13 protein-coding genes are annotated in these 14,948 nt (G+C 62.3%); 6 read left to right on the top strand and 7 right to left on the bottom strand.

Annotated elements, in window-relative coordinates; translation table 11 throughout:
* Window positions 1-666 (bottom strand): response regulator transcription factor, encoded by a 666-nt coding sequence (locus V3H56_RS20090; protein ID WP_047736513.1) that lies wholly within the window; start codon window positions 664-666, stop codon window positions 1-3.
* A 124-nt stretch (window positions 667-790) separates the two neighbouring features.
* Entirely contained in the window at window positions 791-1,066 is a 276-nt protein-coding gene (locus V3H56_RS20085; RefSeq protein ID WP_047736512.1) for a LuxR family transcriptional regulator, read from the bottom strand.
* A gap of 326 nt (window positions 1,067-1,392) precedes the next feature.
* Here V3H56_RS20085 and V3H56_RS20080 point away from each other — a divergent pair, with 326 nt between their 5' ends.
* The 3 genes from V3H56_RS20080 (at window position 1,393) to V3H56_RS20070 (ending at window position 3,791) form a co-directional block, all read left to right on the top strand.
* A complete protein-coding gene (locus V3H56_RS20080; RefSeq protein ID WP_338473793.1) occupies window positions 1,393-1,797 on the top strand; it encodes a MarR family transcriptional regulator in 405 nt (134 codons plus the stop codon).
* A gap of 52 nt (window positions 1,798-1,849) precedes the next feature.
* Complete coding sequence (locus tag V3H56_RS20075) at window positions 1,850-3,058, top strand: MFS transporter (protein ID WP_042730081.1); 1,209 nt, start codon at window positions 1,850-1,852, stop codon at window positions 3,056-3,058.
* A gap of 181 nt (window positions 3,059-3,239) precedes the next feature.
* Window positions 3,240-3,791, top strand: a complete 552-nt coding sequence (locus tag V3H56_RS20070) for a glutathione peroxidase (RefSeq protein ID WP_047736510.1) — start codon at window positions 3,240-3,242, stop codon at window positions 3,789-3,791.
* An 89-nt stretch (window positions 3,792-3,880) separates the two neighbouring features.
* Here the strand turns inward: V3H56_RS20070 and V3H56_RS20065 are convergent, their stop codons facing one another.
* The 3 genes from V3H56_RS20065 to V3H56_RS20055 form a co-directional block, all read right to left on the bottom strand.
* Window positions 3,881-5,161, bottom strand: coding sequence for an outer membrane protein transport protein (locus tag V3H56_RS20065; RefSeq protein WP_042730079.1), 1,281 nt, complete (start codon window positions 5,159-5,161; stop codon window positions 3,881-3,883).
* Window positions 5,162-5,305: 144 nt separating this feature from the next.
* Entirely contained in the window at window positions 5,306-5,788 is a 483-nt protein-coding gene (locus V3H56_RS20060) for a hypothetical protein (RefSeq protein WP_042730078.1), read from the bottom strand.
* Window positions 5,789-6,119: 331 nt separating this feature from the next.
* Window positions 6,120-6,344: a hypothetical protein gene (locus V3H56_RS20055; RefSeq protein WP_016773719.1), complete on the bottom strand. Its 225-nt coding sequence runs from the start codon at window positions 6,342-6,344 to the stop codon at window positions 6,120-6,122.
* 954 nt (window positions 6,345-7,298) lie between these two features.
* On the opposite strand from V3H56_RS20055, the gene V3H56_RS20050 reads away from it, so the two are divergent.
* Both V3H56_RS20050 and rmuC read left to right on the top strand, forming a co-directional pair.
* The gene (locus V3H56_RS20050; RefSeq protein WP_338473792.1) at window positions 7,299-7,622 is read left to right on the top strand and encodes a sel1 repeat family protein; all 324 of its coding nucleotides are present in this window, start codon (window positions 7,299-7,301) and stop codon (window positions 7,620-7,622) included.
* 189 nt (window positions 7,623-7,811) lie between these two features.
* Window positions 7,812-9,188, top strand: a complete 1,377-nt coding sequence (gene rmuC, locus V3H56_RS20045; protein WP_338474791.1) for a DNA recombination protein RmuC — start codon at window positions 7,812-7,814, stop codon at window positions 9,186-9,188.
* A gap of 190 nt (window positions 9,189-9,378) precedes the next feature.
* On the opposite strand, the gene V3H56_RS20040 is transcribed toward rmuC, so the two are convergent.
* Both V3H56_RS20040 and V3H56_RS20035 read right to left on the bottom strand, forming a co-directional pair.
* Complete coding sequence (locus V3H56_RS20040; protein ID WP_047736504.1) at window positions 9,379-12,849, bottom strand: PAS domain-containing hybrid sensor histidine kinase/response regulator; 3,471 nt, start codon at window positions 12,847-12,849, stop codon at window positions 9,379-9,381.
* A gap of 245 nt (window positions 12,850-13,094) precedes the next feature.
* Window positions 13,095-13,634 carry a TetR/AcrR family transcriptional regulator gene (locus tag V3H56_RS20035; RefSeq protein ID WP_042732026.1) on the bottom strand — a complete coding sequence of 180 codons (540 nt, stop codon included), beginning with the start codon at window positions 13,632-13,634 and terminating at the stop codon, window positions 13,095-13,097.
* 100 nt (window positions 13,635-13,734) lie between these two features.
* Between V3H56_RS20035 and V3H56_RS20030 the strand changes: the two genes are divergently transcribed.
* The gene (locus V3H56_RS20030) at window positions 13,735-14,931 is read left to right on the top strand and encodes an MFS transporter (protein WP_338473791.1); all 1,197 of its coding nucleotides are present in this window, start codon (window positions 13,735-13,737) and stop codon (window positions 14,929-14,931) included.
* Window positions 14,932-14,948 lie beyond the last annotated feature (17 nt).

Here is a 14,948-nt window from a genome sequence, read left to right as displayed (position 1 = left end):
TTATCCCAACCCACTCACCCGAGCAAACTCCACCAACCCACCGTCATGGCCAAGCCCCAACTTGTCCATGGCGGTGCGTTTCTGTCGACTGATGGTTTTTTCGCTGCGATTGAGCTGGGCCGCGATCTGTCGGCCGGACATCCCCCGCACGAACAGCCTTACCACCTCCAGTTCTCGTTCCGACAGGCTCACCGATGCCGCTTCGGGTCCGGCGACCGCCAGGGGTTGGGCTTGCACGAGCGCCGCGAAACCTGGGCATACATAGCGTTGTCCCTGGATGACCGCCAGGATCGCTCGCTTCAGGTTGCGCAGTGGGCTGCGTTTGTCGAACAAGCCGTTCACGCCGCCATTGAGCAGGGCCTGCAGCACGGAAGTATTGCGCAGCATGGTGATCACGATCAGCGGGCAGCCGTGATGATGCCGCTTCAGGTAACCCATCAAGGCCAGCCCGTCCGGGAACTGTCCATCCGGCATCGAATAATCGCTGATCACCAGGTCACAGGGAGTGCGTTGCAGGTGCTGGATCAGTTCATCGGGATTGCGGGCGGTGGCAACGATGGCAAACCCGAGTTGCACCAAGGTCATTTCGATGCCGGCCAGCACGACCGGGTGATCGTCGGCGAGGATGATGCGAACCGGCTTATCGGCAGGGTGCCTGTGCGACACTCGCGTATCGTCACAGGTCCAGAGGCTGGGGGTGTCGCGGTGTACAGGCGTGTGGTTCGGATGCATTGAGTTCTCGACAGGGTCCGTCAACAGCCCGGGCGCTGGGAGGCAGACGTCCGGGCACTTAGAGCAAGCCTTGTTCGCGCGCGATTTTCCCCGCGAGGTGACGCGAACTGACGCCGAATTTTCGGCGGATATTGTTGAAGTGGTAATTAACGTTGGCTTCGCTGCAATCGACGATTACGGCGATTTCCCAGGAAGATTTACCGGCCTCGCTCCATTGCAGGAACTCTCTTTCCCGGTTGGTAAGGCAGATTTTCTGAGCGGGCTTGCTCTCCGTAGGTTGGAAGCGGGCCTGATAGGGCGATGAGGGGGCTGAAACAGCGGTGGTGTGGTACATGAGCGAAATCTCCCATTCATCCTCATTGATGGCGTGGGGGCGGCGGAATCTTCCTACTACTGGATGGCATGGTTCGCACGTCCCGCCTTCAGACCCCGTAGGGCTGGAGGCACGGGTTCGTTATAGCTCGATTCAAAATCCCTGAAACCTGTCAGACATGACAGGTGCGAGGACTCTAATGATGAATTGTCGAAAAGGCTGTCAGCTGAAGCGATTGATATTGTAGGAATTTTTACGCTTTGCTGGCTGGACCTCGTGAGCAACGGGTCTTCTCAACCTTGATTTTAAATTTGCAATCAGTCCATCGCGGGTATATACACGCACCCATGCTTCCTTCCCAATGCTTGTGCATCAACCTGCGTCGTGCCGCCCGTGGCGTCAGCAGGTATTACGACGGCGCTCTCGATGGCTTCGGGATCAACGTTGCCCAGTATTCTTTGCTGAGCAACCTGGCTCGCCTGGATCAACCGAGTATTTCTTCCCTGGCCGAGGCCATGGGCCTGGACCGCAGCACCCTGGGGCGTAACCTGCGGGTGTTGGAGGGCGAGGGCCTGGTGAGGCTGGCCGAGGGCGAGGACCTGCGTAACCGCATTGTCGTGCTGACCGACGCCGGGCATGCCCGGCTGGCGGCAGCGCTGCCGGCCTGGGAGGCGGCGCAACAACGCTTGATCGATAAGCTGGGCGCTGAGAAGCGCACGGCGTTGCTGGCCTTGCTGGACGAACTGGCGTAACGCCGGTTCGTTCGAATACAAGCGGGTATATACCCGCGAGCGGAGAATAATAATGACATCGATGTGGCGTACCTGTGGTTGGGTCCTCGTGGGCAGCGCGCTGATCCTGGCGTTGTCCCTGGGCGTGCGGCATGGCTTCGGCCTGTTCCTCTCACCCATGAGCGCCGAGTTCGGCTGGGGGCGTGGGGTGTTCGCCTTTGCCATCGCCTTGCAGAACCTGATCTGGGGCATGGCGCAGCCCTTCACCGGGGCGTTGGCCGACCGTTTCGGCGCGGCGAAAGTGGTGCTGGTCGGGGGCGTCCTGTATGCCCTCGGCCTGGTGTTCATGGGGCTGTCGGATTCGGCCTGGTCGTTGTCGTTGAGCGCGGGATTGTTGATCGGCATCGGCCTGTCCGGCACCTCGTTCTCGGTGATCCTGGGCGTGGTCGGCCGGGCCGTACCGCCGGAGAAACGCAGCCTGGGCATGGGCATCGCCAGTGCCGCCGGTTCCTTCGGCCAGTTCGCCATGTTGCCGGGCACGTTGGGGCTGATCGGTTGGCTGGGGTGGTCGGCTGCCTTGTTGGTGCTGGGCCTGCTGGTGGCATTGATCGTGCCGTTGGTGAGCATGCTCAAGGACGCGCCGTTGCCGGTGACCGGCCCCGAGCAAACCTTGTCCGAAGCGCTGCGCGAGGCGTGCAGTCATTCGGGGTTCTGGCTGCTGGCCCTGGGGTTTTTCGTCTGTGGTTTCCAGGTGGTGTTCATCGGCGTGCATTTGCCGGCCTACCTGGTGGACCAGCATTTGGCCGCCAGCGTTGGCACGACGGTGCTGGCCTTGGTGGGCCTGTTCAACATCTTCGGCACCTACACCGCCGGTTGGCTGGGCGGGCGCATGTCCAAGCCGCGCTTGTTGACCGGGTTGTACCTGTTGCGGGCCGTGGTGATCGGCCTGTTCCTGTGGCTGCCGGTGACCACCACCACGGCCTATCTGTTCGGCATGGCGATGGGCTTGCTGTGGCTGTCCACGGTGCCGTTGACCAACGGCACCGTCGCCACCTTGTTCGGTGTGCGAAATCTCTCGATGTTGGGTGGGATCGTGTTCCTGTTCCACCAGTTGGGTTCGTTCCTCGGCGGCTGGCTGGGTGGGGTGGTATACGACCGCACCGGCAGCTATGACTTGATCTGGCAGGTGTCGATCCTCCTCAGCCTGCTGGCGGCGGCATTGAACTGGCCTGTGCGTGAACGTCCGGTGGCGCGCCTGCAAGTTCAGGCCGGTGCCGCATGAGCCGCGTCGGCCCGTGGTTGGTGGCGCTCGGCGCCGGCTTGCTGCTGACCTTCGCCTGGTGGGGCTGGCAGCAGGGCGGCCTGGCGTTGATGCAATTGGGCATGGGAACCTGTTGAACGATGGACGAGGTCGGGCTCGGCGAGTAACGTCGTAGGCTGAATGCCTATAAGGAAATGCCGACATGCTGATGCGCTGGCTTGCTGTTCCGACGCTCCTACTGGCCGTAGCCGGCCCCCTATGGGCCGCCGATTGCCCACCGTTGCTGGAGGGCTCCTTGCCCAAGCTGCGGGCCAAGGAAACCATCGACCTGTGCCAGCGCTTCGCCGGCAAGCCGCTGGTGGTGGTCAACACCGCCAGCTTCTGCGGTTTCGCCCCACAGTTCAAAGGCCTCGAGGCGCTGAACCAGCGCTACAAGGACCAAGGGCTGCAAGTGCTGGGCGTGCCCTCCAATGACTTCAAGCAGGAGTCCAAGGACGGCGCTGAAACGGCCAAGGTGTGCTACGTCAATTACGGCGTGACCTTCACCATGACCGAGCCGCAACCGGTGCGCGGCGCCGACGCCATCCCGTTGTTCAGGCACCTGGCGGAACAGTCTGGCGCGCCGAAATGGAATTTCTACAAGTACGTCGTCGACCGCCAGGGCAAGGTCGTCGCCAGTTTCTCCAGCCGCATCAAGCCCGATGACCCCGAGTTCATCAAGGCCGTGGAAGCCGCCATCGCCTCCAAGCCCTGATCGCCGGCCACGAAAAAGCCCCGCGTCTTTGCAGAGTGCGGGGCTTTTTTTGCTTCAGTCGGCGGAGGGTTCAGCTTCGCCGTGAACCATCAGAAGCGGTAGGTTGCACCGACACCGAAGCCGTTGGCGCTGTTTTTGTATTCAGCGCTGTAGGATTGGCCCAGGGCGTTGGTTTGATTGATGCTGACTTTTTCCTCCTTGAGGTAGGAATACGCCACATCGATGGTCAGGTCGTCAGTCGGGCTCCAGCCAGCACCCAGGCTGAAGATGGTCCGGTCGCCGGTTGGGATGCGTGGCGAGCGGTCTTCATTGTTGGTAGGCGACTGGTCGAAGGACAGGCCGGTACGCAGGACCCACTGTTTGTTCAACTGGTAGGAGGTACCGATGGCGTAGGCCCAGGTGTCGTGCCAGTTCTGTTCTTCGGTGATGCTGCCCAGGAACGCAGGGGCCAGGGCGCCGCCAGCTGCCGTTACGCCTTCGTTGTTCACGGTAATTTCTTTCAGGCGGCTCCAACGGGTCCAGGTGCTGCCGGCATAGACCTTCCAGGCATCGTTGATCTCCTGGGTCACCGAGAAGTCCACCGATTCCGGGGTGGTGATATCCAGCGATGCGTCGTAGCGGCCGTTGTTGAGCAGGAAGGCAGGGGTACCGGCGCCTGGGTTCACTTCAGTGTGACCTTCGAGCTTGTACTTGACCTTGGAGTGGTAGGTCAGGCCGACGCGCGTGGTGTCGGTCGCCTGGACCAGCAAGCCGATGTTGTAGCCGTAGCCGATGTCGTCGCCCTTGATTTTCACATCACCGTCATTCGGCGACAGTGGGGTGGTCAGGGTCGATTCCAGCGCGCCGGAAATACGGTTGACGGTCGGACCGAAGCCGATCGAGACCTTGTCGTTGAAGGCATAGCTGACGGTAGGCTGGAAGGTCACGACCTTCACTTCGCTCTTGCTGCCGAAGTTGCCGCCCTGGAAGCCGTTTTCATAATCGGTGATGAGGCCGAACGGTGCGTACACACCGAGGCCGAAGGCCCATTGGTCATCGATCGGTTTGACGTAGAAGCCCATCGGAACGCCGGTGAGCGGGACCATGTCGCCCTTGTTGGTGCCGGCGTGAGTGCCGCTGGCATCGTCGATATCGGTGGAGGCATCAATAGCCGCGAAGCCGCCGGTCACTTGCTGGCGCTTGAGGCGCGACATGCCAGCAGGGTTGCCGAACACGGTGCTCGCATCATCGGCAGCAGAAGAACGACCGGCGAAACCAGTGCCCATGCCACTGATGCTTTGTTCGTTCAAGGCAAAGCCACTGGCGAAAAGTTGAGTGGATGCCAAGGTAACGGCAAGGCCAAGGGTGGTTTTGAGCATGATTTTTTTCATTGTTAGAACTCCTGATGGTCACCGGGGCGAAAATTACCAACATTTTCGTCCAAGCGCTATAGCCTGTATGGCTTGATTTAGAGCGGTTTTGTAGGACAATCCGACCAGATTTACGTCCGTTGTAGGAAGTTTCCAAATTCCCCATCAGCAAGCGACCGGATTCATGGATGAAACGCAGTTTTGCCAAGCGAAGGTGAAGTCTCGCAGGCGCCCCTGCGGGTGAAAGGTCTGGCGCCAGATGCGGGCCATGCCGAGCAGATCGTCGGCGTCGGGCAGGGCGGTGTTCTGTTCTTCCACCAGCAGCCAGGCGATGGCGGTGGCGTAGCGCAGGTTGACGGTCAGTTCCAGGTGCGGGCCGCTGAGAAAGGCGTGCTGGCTGGCCAGGCCACGGACCAGGCTGGCGCGTTCCGGGTCCAGCGCCAGGTAATGGTCCCACAGCGCCCGGTGGCGGGGTTCGGTGATGCGATACAGGCCGTGCCCGCGCCGGTCGTGCAGTGCAGAGCCGAGGCCCGATTGGCTGGCGGCAATGCCCAGTAACAAGGATTCCGCCGTTGCGCTGTGGCGCTCCAGGTAGAGGAGCGTCGGGCGGATCACATATCGACACAGTTCGCTGGCAGCGATACCCATAAGACCCTCGAAGCGTGAAAAGGGCGGAGCCTGAAGGGTGTGGGCTTGGCAGCGGTGGATCGGTTCAGGCTCCGCCGGAAGCGGATCATGCCGCTTGAGTTGAAGTCTAGTGTCATATTTGCGCTGTAAAGGACTGTTTTTAAAACATCTTCGGCCAACGGTTATAACCCTTATATCCCTTGGTGCTTACGCCGTTTCGCTTTTCCCGGCTTAGCACGGCTGAATGTTGGGCATTGGCCGAGGCGTTTGCGCGCCCAGCGTGGGAATGATGAGGCAATAAAAAGCCCCGCTTTCTGGGCGGGGCCTTTGAGGTGTCAGCCTTGGCGGCGAATCAGGCAACCAGTGCCTGACGAGTACGCTCGATCACGGCCTGCAGCGGTTCTGCGCTGGAGTACTGATCGGGATACAGGCGTTCGCTGTGACGGGCGATGCCGTGTTCGTTGACCACGGTGAAGCTGAAGCAGCCTTTGCGAGCGGCCATGATCAGGCAGTTCATTGGGGCAAAAGCGTTGGTTAGGGTGCGGATGGCATCCTGGGTCTGGATTTGAGTCGACATGTTATGGGTGTTCCTACAAATGACACGGTTAAGAACCGTGCAACGTTAAAACGTTCCAGTAACGTCGACCACCATTGGTCGAACGAAGAACCCGACTGGAACAAAGCAGCCAGTTTGAGCGCTATAGACAGTGCGCGCTTGGGCTGGCAGGTAGGTACTTAGGAGGGCAGGCAACACATCAGGGGCAAAGGTTCTGGGCCCGGGGTGAAGATCCTGATCAATTTGCAGGTTGGTTCGGTCAGAGCAGTGAGCCTGGCAACACCCTTCGCATTCGATCAAAGGCTGTGTTGGCGCAAGCGTTACCTGGAAACCATCGAGGGGGCCGGTCTCTTTTTTTCGGTCAGGCGTCCGTGTTGGGATGGCTGACCGCAGAGAAGTGTTCGACCCGGAATTGACTTTCAGCTTGGTACTAACGCCGCGGATAGTAACGGATCGAATGACCGAAGGAAAGGGAATTGGTTAAAAAATATTCAAATGCCCGCAGAGACAGGGCGAAGGGGCACTAACTCTAGCACAAACGGCGCAGTGTTCGCTGATGGCTCGAGGCCATGCCCGCCGTGGGTTACACCAGGGTTATCCCCAGCTTCCACTGCGCGATGACACAAAAAAGCAGGCGCTTATAACCGCTTCGGGTGTTACTTGTGCACACTTGCTGCACCACTTGTCACCGTACTGTCATGTCGAAACAAACCCTTGCCAGTGCCTGCATCGAAAATTTAAGTCAATGAAAAACATCGCTTTTTTTTACTGGTGAAAAAATCGTCAGTTTGAGCGCAGGCCCCGTTCCACAGGGCTTTCGGCGAGTTCGAGGGGGGTTGTCCACTGAGTTATCCACAGCTTCTGTGGATTGTCCCAAGCGCTTGCTCTAGCACGGGCGTGCCGGTTTTTTTCGACTTTACCCGTGGGAAAAAAGGAGTAGAGTGGCGCGCCTTTCGATCTGTCCCGCAGTGCTTTATGAAGTTTCGCTCCGTATCAAATCCTGTTACCGGTACCCCTCTCAGTGTTACCCCAACCAAGCGCATTTCGATGCGGGTTGCCGAATGGCTGCTCGACAGCCCGCGCCTGGGAGAAAACCCCAGCGTCAAGCACTTGGCCGGTCGTTTGCTCAAGCAACCGGCCCGTGAAGGGGTGGTCGCCGCGCAAAGTCGTCTTGGACAGTTGATGTGCCGTGAATGCGGAAACGCCCGGGATCGGCGGATCGGGCATGACCTGTTGCGCCAGGCTGCCCGGGCCGGCGATTCTCGCGCCCGTCAGGCCCTCGGTGAAATCGACGACTGAAATTCAAGACCGCGCTGGGCAATGCCCCGCCAGCTTGGGTAACCTTCGGGCTTTATCTCTTACGCGGGAATTGTCATGGCGATGGATTTGACCAGCCTGTTGTTCGGCCTGGCGGGCGCGGCAGTGCCGTTGCTGGGCCTGGCCTGGCACCTGCAACGCCAGGCGAGCACCGCGCAGGCCGAACAGGCCTTGCTGGAAGAGCGCCTGGCCACCGCGCACATGGCCCACGACGGCCTCAACGCCCAGCTCGATGCCTGCCGCGACGAGATCAGCGACCTCAGCCAGGCCAACTCTGCCAAGCAGGCCGAGCTTGCCGCTGCGTCCCGGGAAGTCGAGCTGTTGCAGATCGAGCGGGACAACGCTCGCGACGCAGCCCACGCCTGGAACCTGGAACGTGCCAACAAGGAAGCGGAACTGCGCCGCCTCGATGCCCAGGCGGCGTCGCTGCAAGCCGAGCTGCGTGAGCAACAGGAAAGCCATCAGCAACGCCTGGATGACCTGCAAGGTTCGCGGGACGCACTGCGGGCACAATTTGCCGAGCTGGCCGGGAAAATCTTCGATGAGCGTGAACAGCGCTTCGCCGAAACCAGCCAACAACGCCTGGGCCAATTGCTCGACCCCTTGAAGGAGCGCATCCAGTCCTTCGAAAAACGCGTCGAGGAGAGTTACCAGGCCGAGGCGCGGGAGCGGTTCTCGCTGGGCAAGGAGCTGGAGCGGCTGCAACAGCTGAACCTGCGCCTGAGCGACGAGGCTACCAACCTCACACGCGCGCTCAAGGGCCAGAAAACCCAGGGCAACTGGGGCGAGCTGATCCTGGAGCGGGTGCTCGAACACGCCGGCCTGGAAAAAGGTCGCGAGTACCAGACCCAGGTCAGCCTCAAGGGCCCGGATGGTGAGCGCTTCCAGCCTGACGTACTGATTTATCTGCCTGGCGACAAGCAAGTGGTGGTCGATTCCAAGGTCAGCCTCACGGCTTACCAACAGTATGTGGCCGCCGAGGATGACGCCATTGGCCTGCTCGCCCTCAAGCAACACGTGGGGTCGTTGCGTGCCCACGTCAAAGGCCTGGCCGGCAAGGATTACAAGCGCCTGGACGGTTTGCACAGCCTGGATTTCGTGTTGTTGTTCGTGCCGATCGAGGCGGCGTTTTCCGCTGCCCTGCAAGCCGAGCCGAACCTGTTCCAGGAGGCCTTTGACCGCAACATCGTGATCGTCAGCCCGACCACTTTGCTGGCGACGTTGCGGGTGATCGACAGCTTGTGGAAACAGGAACGCCAGAGCCAGAACGCCCGGGAAATCGCCGAACGGGCCGGGTGGCTGTACGACAAGTTCGTGTTGTTCATCCAGGACCTGGACGAGATCGGCAGTCGTCTGCAGCAGTTGGACAAGGCCTACAGCGCCGCACGCAACAAGCTGACGCAAGGGCGCGGCAACCTGATCAGCCGCAGCGAACAACTCAAGCTCCTCGGCGCCCGGGCCAGCAAGAACCTGCCGGCCGATTTGCTGGAGCGGGCGATGACGGATGGGGATGGGTTGCCGGAGTTGCCGGAAGAAACCCAGGATTGATGAAATCCTTGGGCTTGGTGCAAAACCTGTGGCGAGGGGATTTATCCCCGTTCGGCTGCGCAGCAGTCGTAAACCGGCTTGTATGGTTCATCTGCTGCATCGCAGTGCCCAGGACTGGGGTCGCTGCGCAACCCAACGGGGATAAATCCCCTCGCCACAGGCTCAGTGCTCGGCTGAAGAACTCCAGTACCTACAACGGCAAATGCCGACTCAACAACGCCCTCAATGCCGCTGGTTTCACCGGCTTGGCCAGGTAATCCAGGCCTGCGGCGTGCACCTGGGCCACCGTTTCCGGCCGGCCGTCGGCGCTGATCACCACCCCGGGCACCGGTTCGCCCAGGCGCGTGCGCAACCAGGCCATCAGCTCGGTGCCGGTCTCACCGCCGTCCAGGTGAAAATCCACCAGCGCCAGTTGCGGCCGGTCTCCCTGGGCCAGCCAATGCTCGCATTCGTCACGGTTGCGCGCGGTCCACACCTGGCAACCCCAGCGCGTCAGCAGGCTGTTCATGCCGATCAGGATGCTGTCTTCGTTATCGACGCACAGCACCCGCGCGCCGCTGGGCAGATGGCCGTTGGGTTCGACCACCGCGCCAGGTGCGCTGGCCTGGGCCGCGGCCAGGGGCACGCTGACGCTGAATACGCTGCCTTGGCCGGGCCAGGAGCGCACGCGCAGGGTGTGGCCGAGCACGCGGCATAGCCCGTCGGCGATCGCCAAGCCCAGCCCCAGGCCTTTTTCGGCGCGGGTCTGGTGGCTGTCCAGGCGTTTGAATTCTTCGAAGATGACTTGCTGTTTATCCTCGGCGATACCCGGCCCGCGGTCCCAGACTTCCAGGCACAGCTCGCCGTTGCGTCGCCGGGCGCCCAGCAACACCGGCCCCTTGGCGTAGCGGAAGGCGTTGGTGAGGAAGTTTTGCAGGATGCGCCGCAGCAGCTTGATGTCGCTGTCGATGCGCAGTCGCGAGCCGCGCACCCGGAACTTCAGGCCCTGTTCTTGGGCCAGGACGGTGAATTCCGCGCCGAGGGTGTCGAACAGGTCATTGAGGACGAACGGCTTGCGCTCGGGATTGATCTTGCCGTTCTCCAGGCGGGAAATGTCCAGCAGGTCGGTGATCAGGTCTTCGGCCGAGCGCAGCGAACTGTCCAGGTGTTGCACCAGTTGCCGGGCTTCGCTCGGCAGGCCGTCGTGCTGGTGGGACAGCGCGGCGGAGAACAGGCGTGCGGCGTTGAGCGGCTGCATCAGGTCATGGCTGACGGCGGCGAGGAAGCGGGTCTTCGATTGGTTGGCCGCTTCAGCGGTGCTTTTCGCGTCGGTCAGCGCCAGGTTCAGTTGCGACAGTTCCCAGGTGCGCTCGGCCACCCGCTGCTCCAGGCCCTCGTTGGCCTCGGTCAACGCCTGTTCGGCCTCGCGGAACGCGGTGATGTCGGTGAAGCTCATGACGAAGCCGCCGCCAGGCATCGGGTTGCCGATCAGCTCGATGACCCGCCCGTTGGGGAACATCCGTTCGGACGTGTGGGCGCGACCCTGGCGCATCCAGTGCAAACGCCGGGCGACGTGCACCTCCGCCTCGCCGGGGCCGCAAAGGCCGCGTTCGGCGTTGTAGCGGATGATGTCGGCAATGGGCCGACCGACGCTGATCAAGCCGTCCGGGTAGTTGAACAGTTCCAGGTAGCGGCGGTTCCACGCCACCAACCGCAGCGACTGATCGACCACGCTGATGCCCTGGGTGATGTTCTCGATGGCGCCTTGCAAGAGTGCGCGGTTGAATTGCAGCACTTCCGAGGCTTCGTCGGCGATGCGCACGACGTCTTCGAGTTGCATCTCGCGGCCTTCGATCGCGGCCTTGACCACCGCCCGCGTCGACGAGGCACCGAGGACACCGGCCAGCAGGCGTTCGGTGTGGGCGATCCATTCGTTGTCGGCATTCTGGTTCGGGTTGAAGCCCTTGCCCTGGCGGTAGGCGAAGCGGATGAAGCTCTGCCGGGCCCGTTCCTCGCCCACGAAGCGGGCGGCCAGTTGCAACAGGTCTTCGATGCGCACCGCCAGCATCGAGCGGGCGTTGGGGCGGGCGCTGATTTCCTGGCCGATAAAGCGTCCGGCTTGCCAGTGTTCCGACACGCGGGTGCGCGACAGCACCGAGACCCAGGCAAACAGGGTGAAGTTGCCGGCCAGGGACAGCACCACGCCCTGGGTCAACGGGCTGATCGGCAGGTTCAACGGGTTGCCGTGCAGCCAGGCCAGGCCCGGGAAACTGTCCAGGGACCAGCCGAGGCTGTGGGCGGCGATCGGCAGCACCAGGGTGTAGAACCACAGGAAAATCCCGCTGGCGAGGCCGGCGAACACACCGCGCCGGTTGGCCTGTTTCCAGTACAGCGCGCCCAGCATGGCGGGGGCCAGTTGCGTGACGGCGGCGAAGGCAATCTGGCCGATGGTCGCCAGGCTCGCGGTCGAGCCCAGCAGCCGGTAGCTGACATAGGCCAGCAACAGGATCACCACGATGCTCACGCGACGCACCGACAGCATCCACTGGCGGAACACCTCGAAGGGCCGCTCGGCGTTGTTGCGGCGCAGCAGCCAGGGCAGCAGCATGTCGTTGGAGACCATGGTGGAGAGCGCCACGCTGGCGACAATCACCATGCCGGTGGCTGCCGAGGCGCCGCCGATGAACGCCAGCAACGCCAGCGCCGGATGGGCCTGTGCCAAAGGCAGGCTGATGACGAATGAGTCCGGCAGCACCGATCGCGGCAGCATCATTTGCCCGGCCAGGGCGATGGGCACCACGAACAGCGCGGCGAGGGCCAGGTAGGCGGGGAACACCCATTTGGCCAGGCGCAGGTCCTGGGGCTCGATGTTCTCCACCACGGTCACGTGGAATTGTCGCGGCAGGCAGATGATCGCCATCATCGCCACGCCGGTCTGTACCACCATGGACGGCCAGTTGATGGTTTCCTTCCAGTATTGCTCCAGCCGTGGTGCGAGCATCGCCTGGTCGAACAGGTCGTCGAAGCCGTCGTAGAGGCCGTACGTCACGAACGCGCCGACCGCCAGGAAGGCGAACAACTTCACCAGGGACTCGAAGGCAATCGCCAGCACCATGCCGCGGTGGTGTTCGGTGGCGTCCAGGTTGCGGGTCCCGAACACGATGGTGAACAGCGCCAGGATCAGCGAGACGATCAGCGCAGTGTCCTGGGCGCGCGTGCCCATGGCGTCGGCGCCGGCACCGATCAACAGGTTCACACCCAGGACGATGCCCTTGAGCTGCAAGGCAATGTACGGCAGCACGCCCACCAGGCAGATCAGCGCCACCACCACCGCCAGGGATTGGGACTTGCCGTAGCGGGCGGCGATGAAGTCGGCGATGGAGGTGATGTTCTCCTGTTTGCTGATCATCACCATCTTTTGCAAGACCCACGGCGCCAGCACCAGCAGCAGGATCGGCCCGAGGTAGATCGGCAGGAACGACCAGAGCTGTTCGGCGGCCTGGCCCACGGCGCCGAAGAACGTCCAACTGGTGCAGTACACCGCCAGCGACAGGCTGTAGACCCAGGCGCGCACCCGCGGCGGCAGCGGCGTGCTGCGGCGGTCGCCGTAGAAGGCGATGGCGAACATGATGGCCATATAGGCCAGGGCGACAACGGCGATCAGCCCGCTGGACAACGACATGGAGACTCCCGGACAAAGACACCGGGACTCGGGCCCGGCAGGACAGTCTCGCATGCCCGCTCGGGTTCGTCAGTGTCGACCAAGGTCGAGGCGTGGCGGGCTGTCGCGGGCGGGGGGACTCTTAGGTTATGCAGGGTAGGGCCTCATCGCGAGCAAGCTCGCTCCCACATTTGATCTGCCACGAACGCAAAATCTATGTTCGCCCAGGACCCAATGTGGGAGCGAGCTTGCTCGCGATGGCGGTCTTACTGAGCCAAAGCCATATCCACTAACCGATACAACTCCCCAACCTCAAGTGGTGCGGTAGCAAAGAGGATGCGGAACACTGTCGGTGCCACCACCAGGTTGATCCACCGTTCGACACCCGGGTTGGGTTCGTCGGGGTAGCGGTCGAAGATGACCTGCAACTGAGCGCCGATGATGCCCACGCAGTGCCCCGGCGTGGCGCAGGCCTGGATGTCGCGCATCATGTTGCGACCCGGTTCGGAGCTCATTTCGTCCAGGTACTGTTCGGCCCAGGCGCGTAGGTCGCCGCGCAGGCTGCCGGTATTGGCCGGCTCACTGTCGGGCCGCATGCGGGCGATGGCAACGTCGGCCAGCAGCGCCGCCAGGTCTCCCCAACGCCGGTAGATGGTAGACGGCGTCACCCCCGCGCGCGCAGCAATTTGCGGCACGGTCAGGGTGGCGCGGTCCTGCGTTTGCAGCAGGTCGCGGACCGCCGAATGAATCGATTCCTGTACCCGGGCGCTTCTGCCGCCGGGGCGTAAACCTTCTTTGATAGCCATGAGGCGGACCTTAACACAAAGAATTTGCTTTAAGCAGGGGGCGAGTGCAGACTCCACAAAAGCAAATTATTAGCTTTTGTGGATTTGATGGAGCGTGCCCATGTCCCGTCCAGCTTCAACGCGAGCGAGCCTGATGTTCCTGGCGCTTACCTTGCTCGGTTTTCTCGCCGCGTCCAGCGCGCCGACGCCGCTGTATCACCTCTATCAAGAACAATTGCAGTTTTCTGCGGCGGTGCTGACGCTGATCTTCGGGGTCTATGCGTTCAGTCTGCTGGCGGCCCTGCTGATCGTAGGGTCGCTGTCGGATTACCTGGGGCGCAAGCCGGTGATCTTCGCGGCCCTGCTGCTCAACATCGTGGCCATGTTGTTGTTCATCAATGCCGGCAGCATCGGCTGGCTGATCGGCGCCCGGTTGATCCAGGGCTTCGCCACGGGCATGGCCACCAGCGTGCTGGGCGCTGCGTTGCTAGACTTCGACCGTCGCCAGGGGCCGCTGATCACCAGTGTCGCGCCCTTGCTGGGCATGGCGTGCGGGGCATTGGGCTGCGGCCTGCTCGCGGAGTTCGCGCCGCTGCCGCTGCAACTGACATACTGGCTGCTGCTGGGGCTGTTCCTGGGCCAGGCGATCTATCTCTGGCGCCTGGTCGAAAGCGTCAGCCCACAACCAGGCGCCTGGCGTTCCCTGCGCCCGAGCTTGCATGTGCCGGTGCAAGCGCGTCGAGCCCTCTGGTTGACGCTGCCCTTGAACCTGTCGGCCTGGGCGGTGGGCGGGTTCTACCTGTCCTTGGCGCCGTCCTTGGTGCGGGCCGCGACGGGATCGACCTCCAACCTGATCGGCGGTGCACTGGTGGCCGTCCTGACACTCAGCGGCGCGCTGTCCATCTTCACGCTGCGTAACCAGGCGGCCGAGAGAATCCTGCGCCTATCGGCCGGTTTGCTGGTGATCGGCCTGGCCTTGGTGTTGCTCGCGGCTCACAGCGCCAGCCTGGCGCTGTTCTTCATCGGCACGCTAGTGACCGGCAGCGGTTTTGGCGGGGGCTTTCTCGGCGCGCTGCGCAGCCTCATGCCGCTGGCCTTGCCCCATGAACGCGCCGGCTTGATGTCGGCGTTCTATGTCCTCAGTTACCTGGCATTCAGCCTGCCTTCGCTGCTGGCCGGAAACCTGGTGCGCGTGTTCGGACTGATCCCGACCACCGATGGCTATGGCGCTGTGTTGATCGTGCTGGCGGTCGCTGCACTGTGGGGTTTGCTGCGCCAATCGCAAACCGTGGCCATAAAGACTGGAAGCAGTGCCTGAAGGTATTTGCAAAATCG

Source organism: Pseudomonas sp. MS646 (genome assembly GCF_036693845.1).
Taxonomy (GTDB): Bacteria; Pseudomonadota; Gammaproteobacteria; order Pseudomonadales; family Pseudomonadaceae; genus Aquipseudomonas; species Aquipseudomonas chlororaphis_E.
The sequence above is the reverse complement of the archived record's forward strand: the minus strand, read 5'-3'. Positions and strand labels throughout refer to the sequence as shown.

What these genes read in the sequence shown, in the direction of transcription:
- V3H56_RS20085 (WP_047736512.1), bottom strand. Translation starts at nt 1,066, where the DNA reads ATGTACCACACCACCGCTGTTTCAGCCCCCTCATCGCCCTATCAGGCC.
- V3H56_RS20070 (WP_047736510.1), top strand. Translation starts at nt 3,240, where the DNA reads ATGCTGATGCGCTGGCTTGCTGTTCCGACGCTCCTACTGGCCGTAGCC.
- V3H56_RS20035 (WP_042732026.1), bottom strand. Translation starts at nt 13,634, where the DNA reads ATGGCTATCAAAGAAGGTTTACGCCCCGGCGGCAGAAGCGCCCGGGTA.
- V3H56_RS20050 (WP_338473792.1), top strand. Translation starts at nt 7,299, where the DNA reads ATGAAGTTTCGCTCCGTATCAAATCCTGTTACCGGTACCCCTCTCAGT.
- V3H56_RS20030 (WP_338473791.1), top strand. Translation starts at nt 13,735, where the DNA reads ATGTCCCGTCCAGCTTCAACGCGAGCGAGCCTGATGTTCCTGGCGCTT.
- V3H56_RS20065 (WP_042730079.1), bottom strand. Translation starts at nt 5,161, where the DNA reads ATGAAAAAAATCATGCTCAAAACCACCCTTGGCCTTGCCGTTACCTTG.
- V3H56_RS20060 (WP_042730078.1), bottom strand. Translation starts at nt 5,788, where the DNA reads ATGGGTATCGCTGCCAGCGAACTGTGTCGATATGTGATCCGCCCGACG.
- V3H56_RS20075 (WP_042730081.1), top strand. Translation starts at nt 1,850, where the DNA reads ATGACATCGATGTGGCGTACCTGTGGTTGGGTCCTCGTGGGCAGCGCG.
- V3H56_RS20055 (WP_016773719.1), bottom strand. Translation starts at nt 6,344, where the DNA reads ATGTCGACTCAAATCCAGACCCAGGATGCCATCCGCACCCTAACCAAC.
- V3H56_RS20080 (WP_338473793.1), top strand. Translation starts at nt 1,393, where the DNA reads ATGCTTCCTTCCCAATGCTTGTGCATCAACCTGCGTCGTGCCGCCCGT.
- V3H56_RS20040 (WP_047736504.1), bottom strand. Translation starts at nt 12,849, where the DNA reads ATGTCGTTGTCCAGCGGGCTGATCGCCGTTGTCGCCCTGGCCTATATG.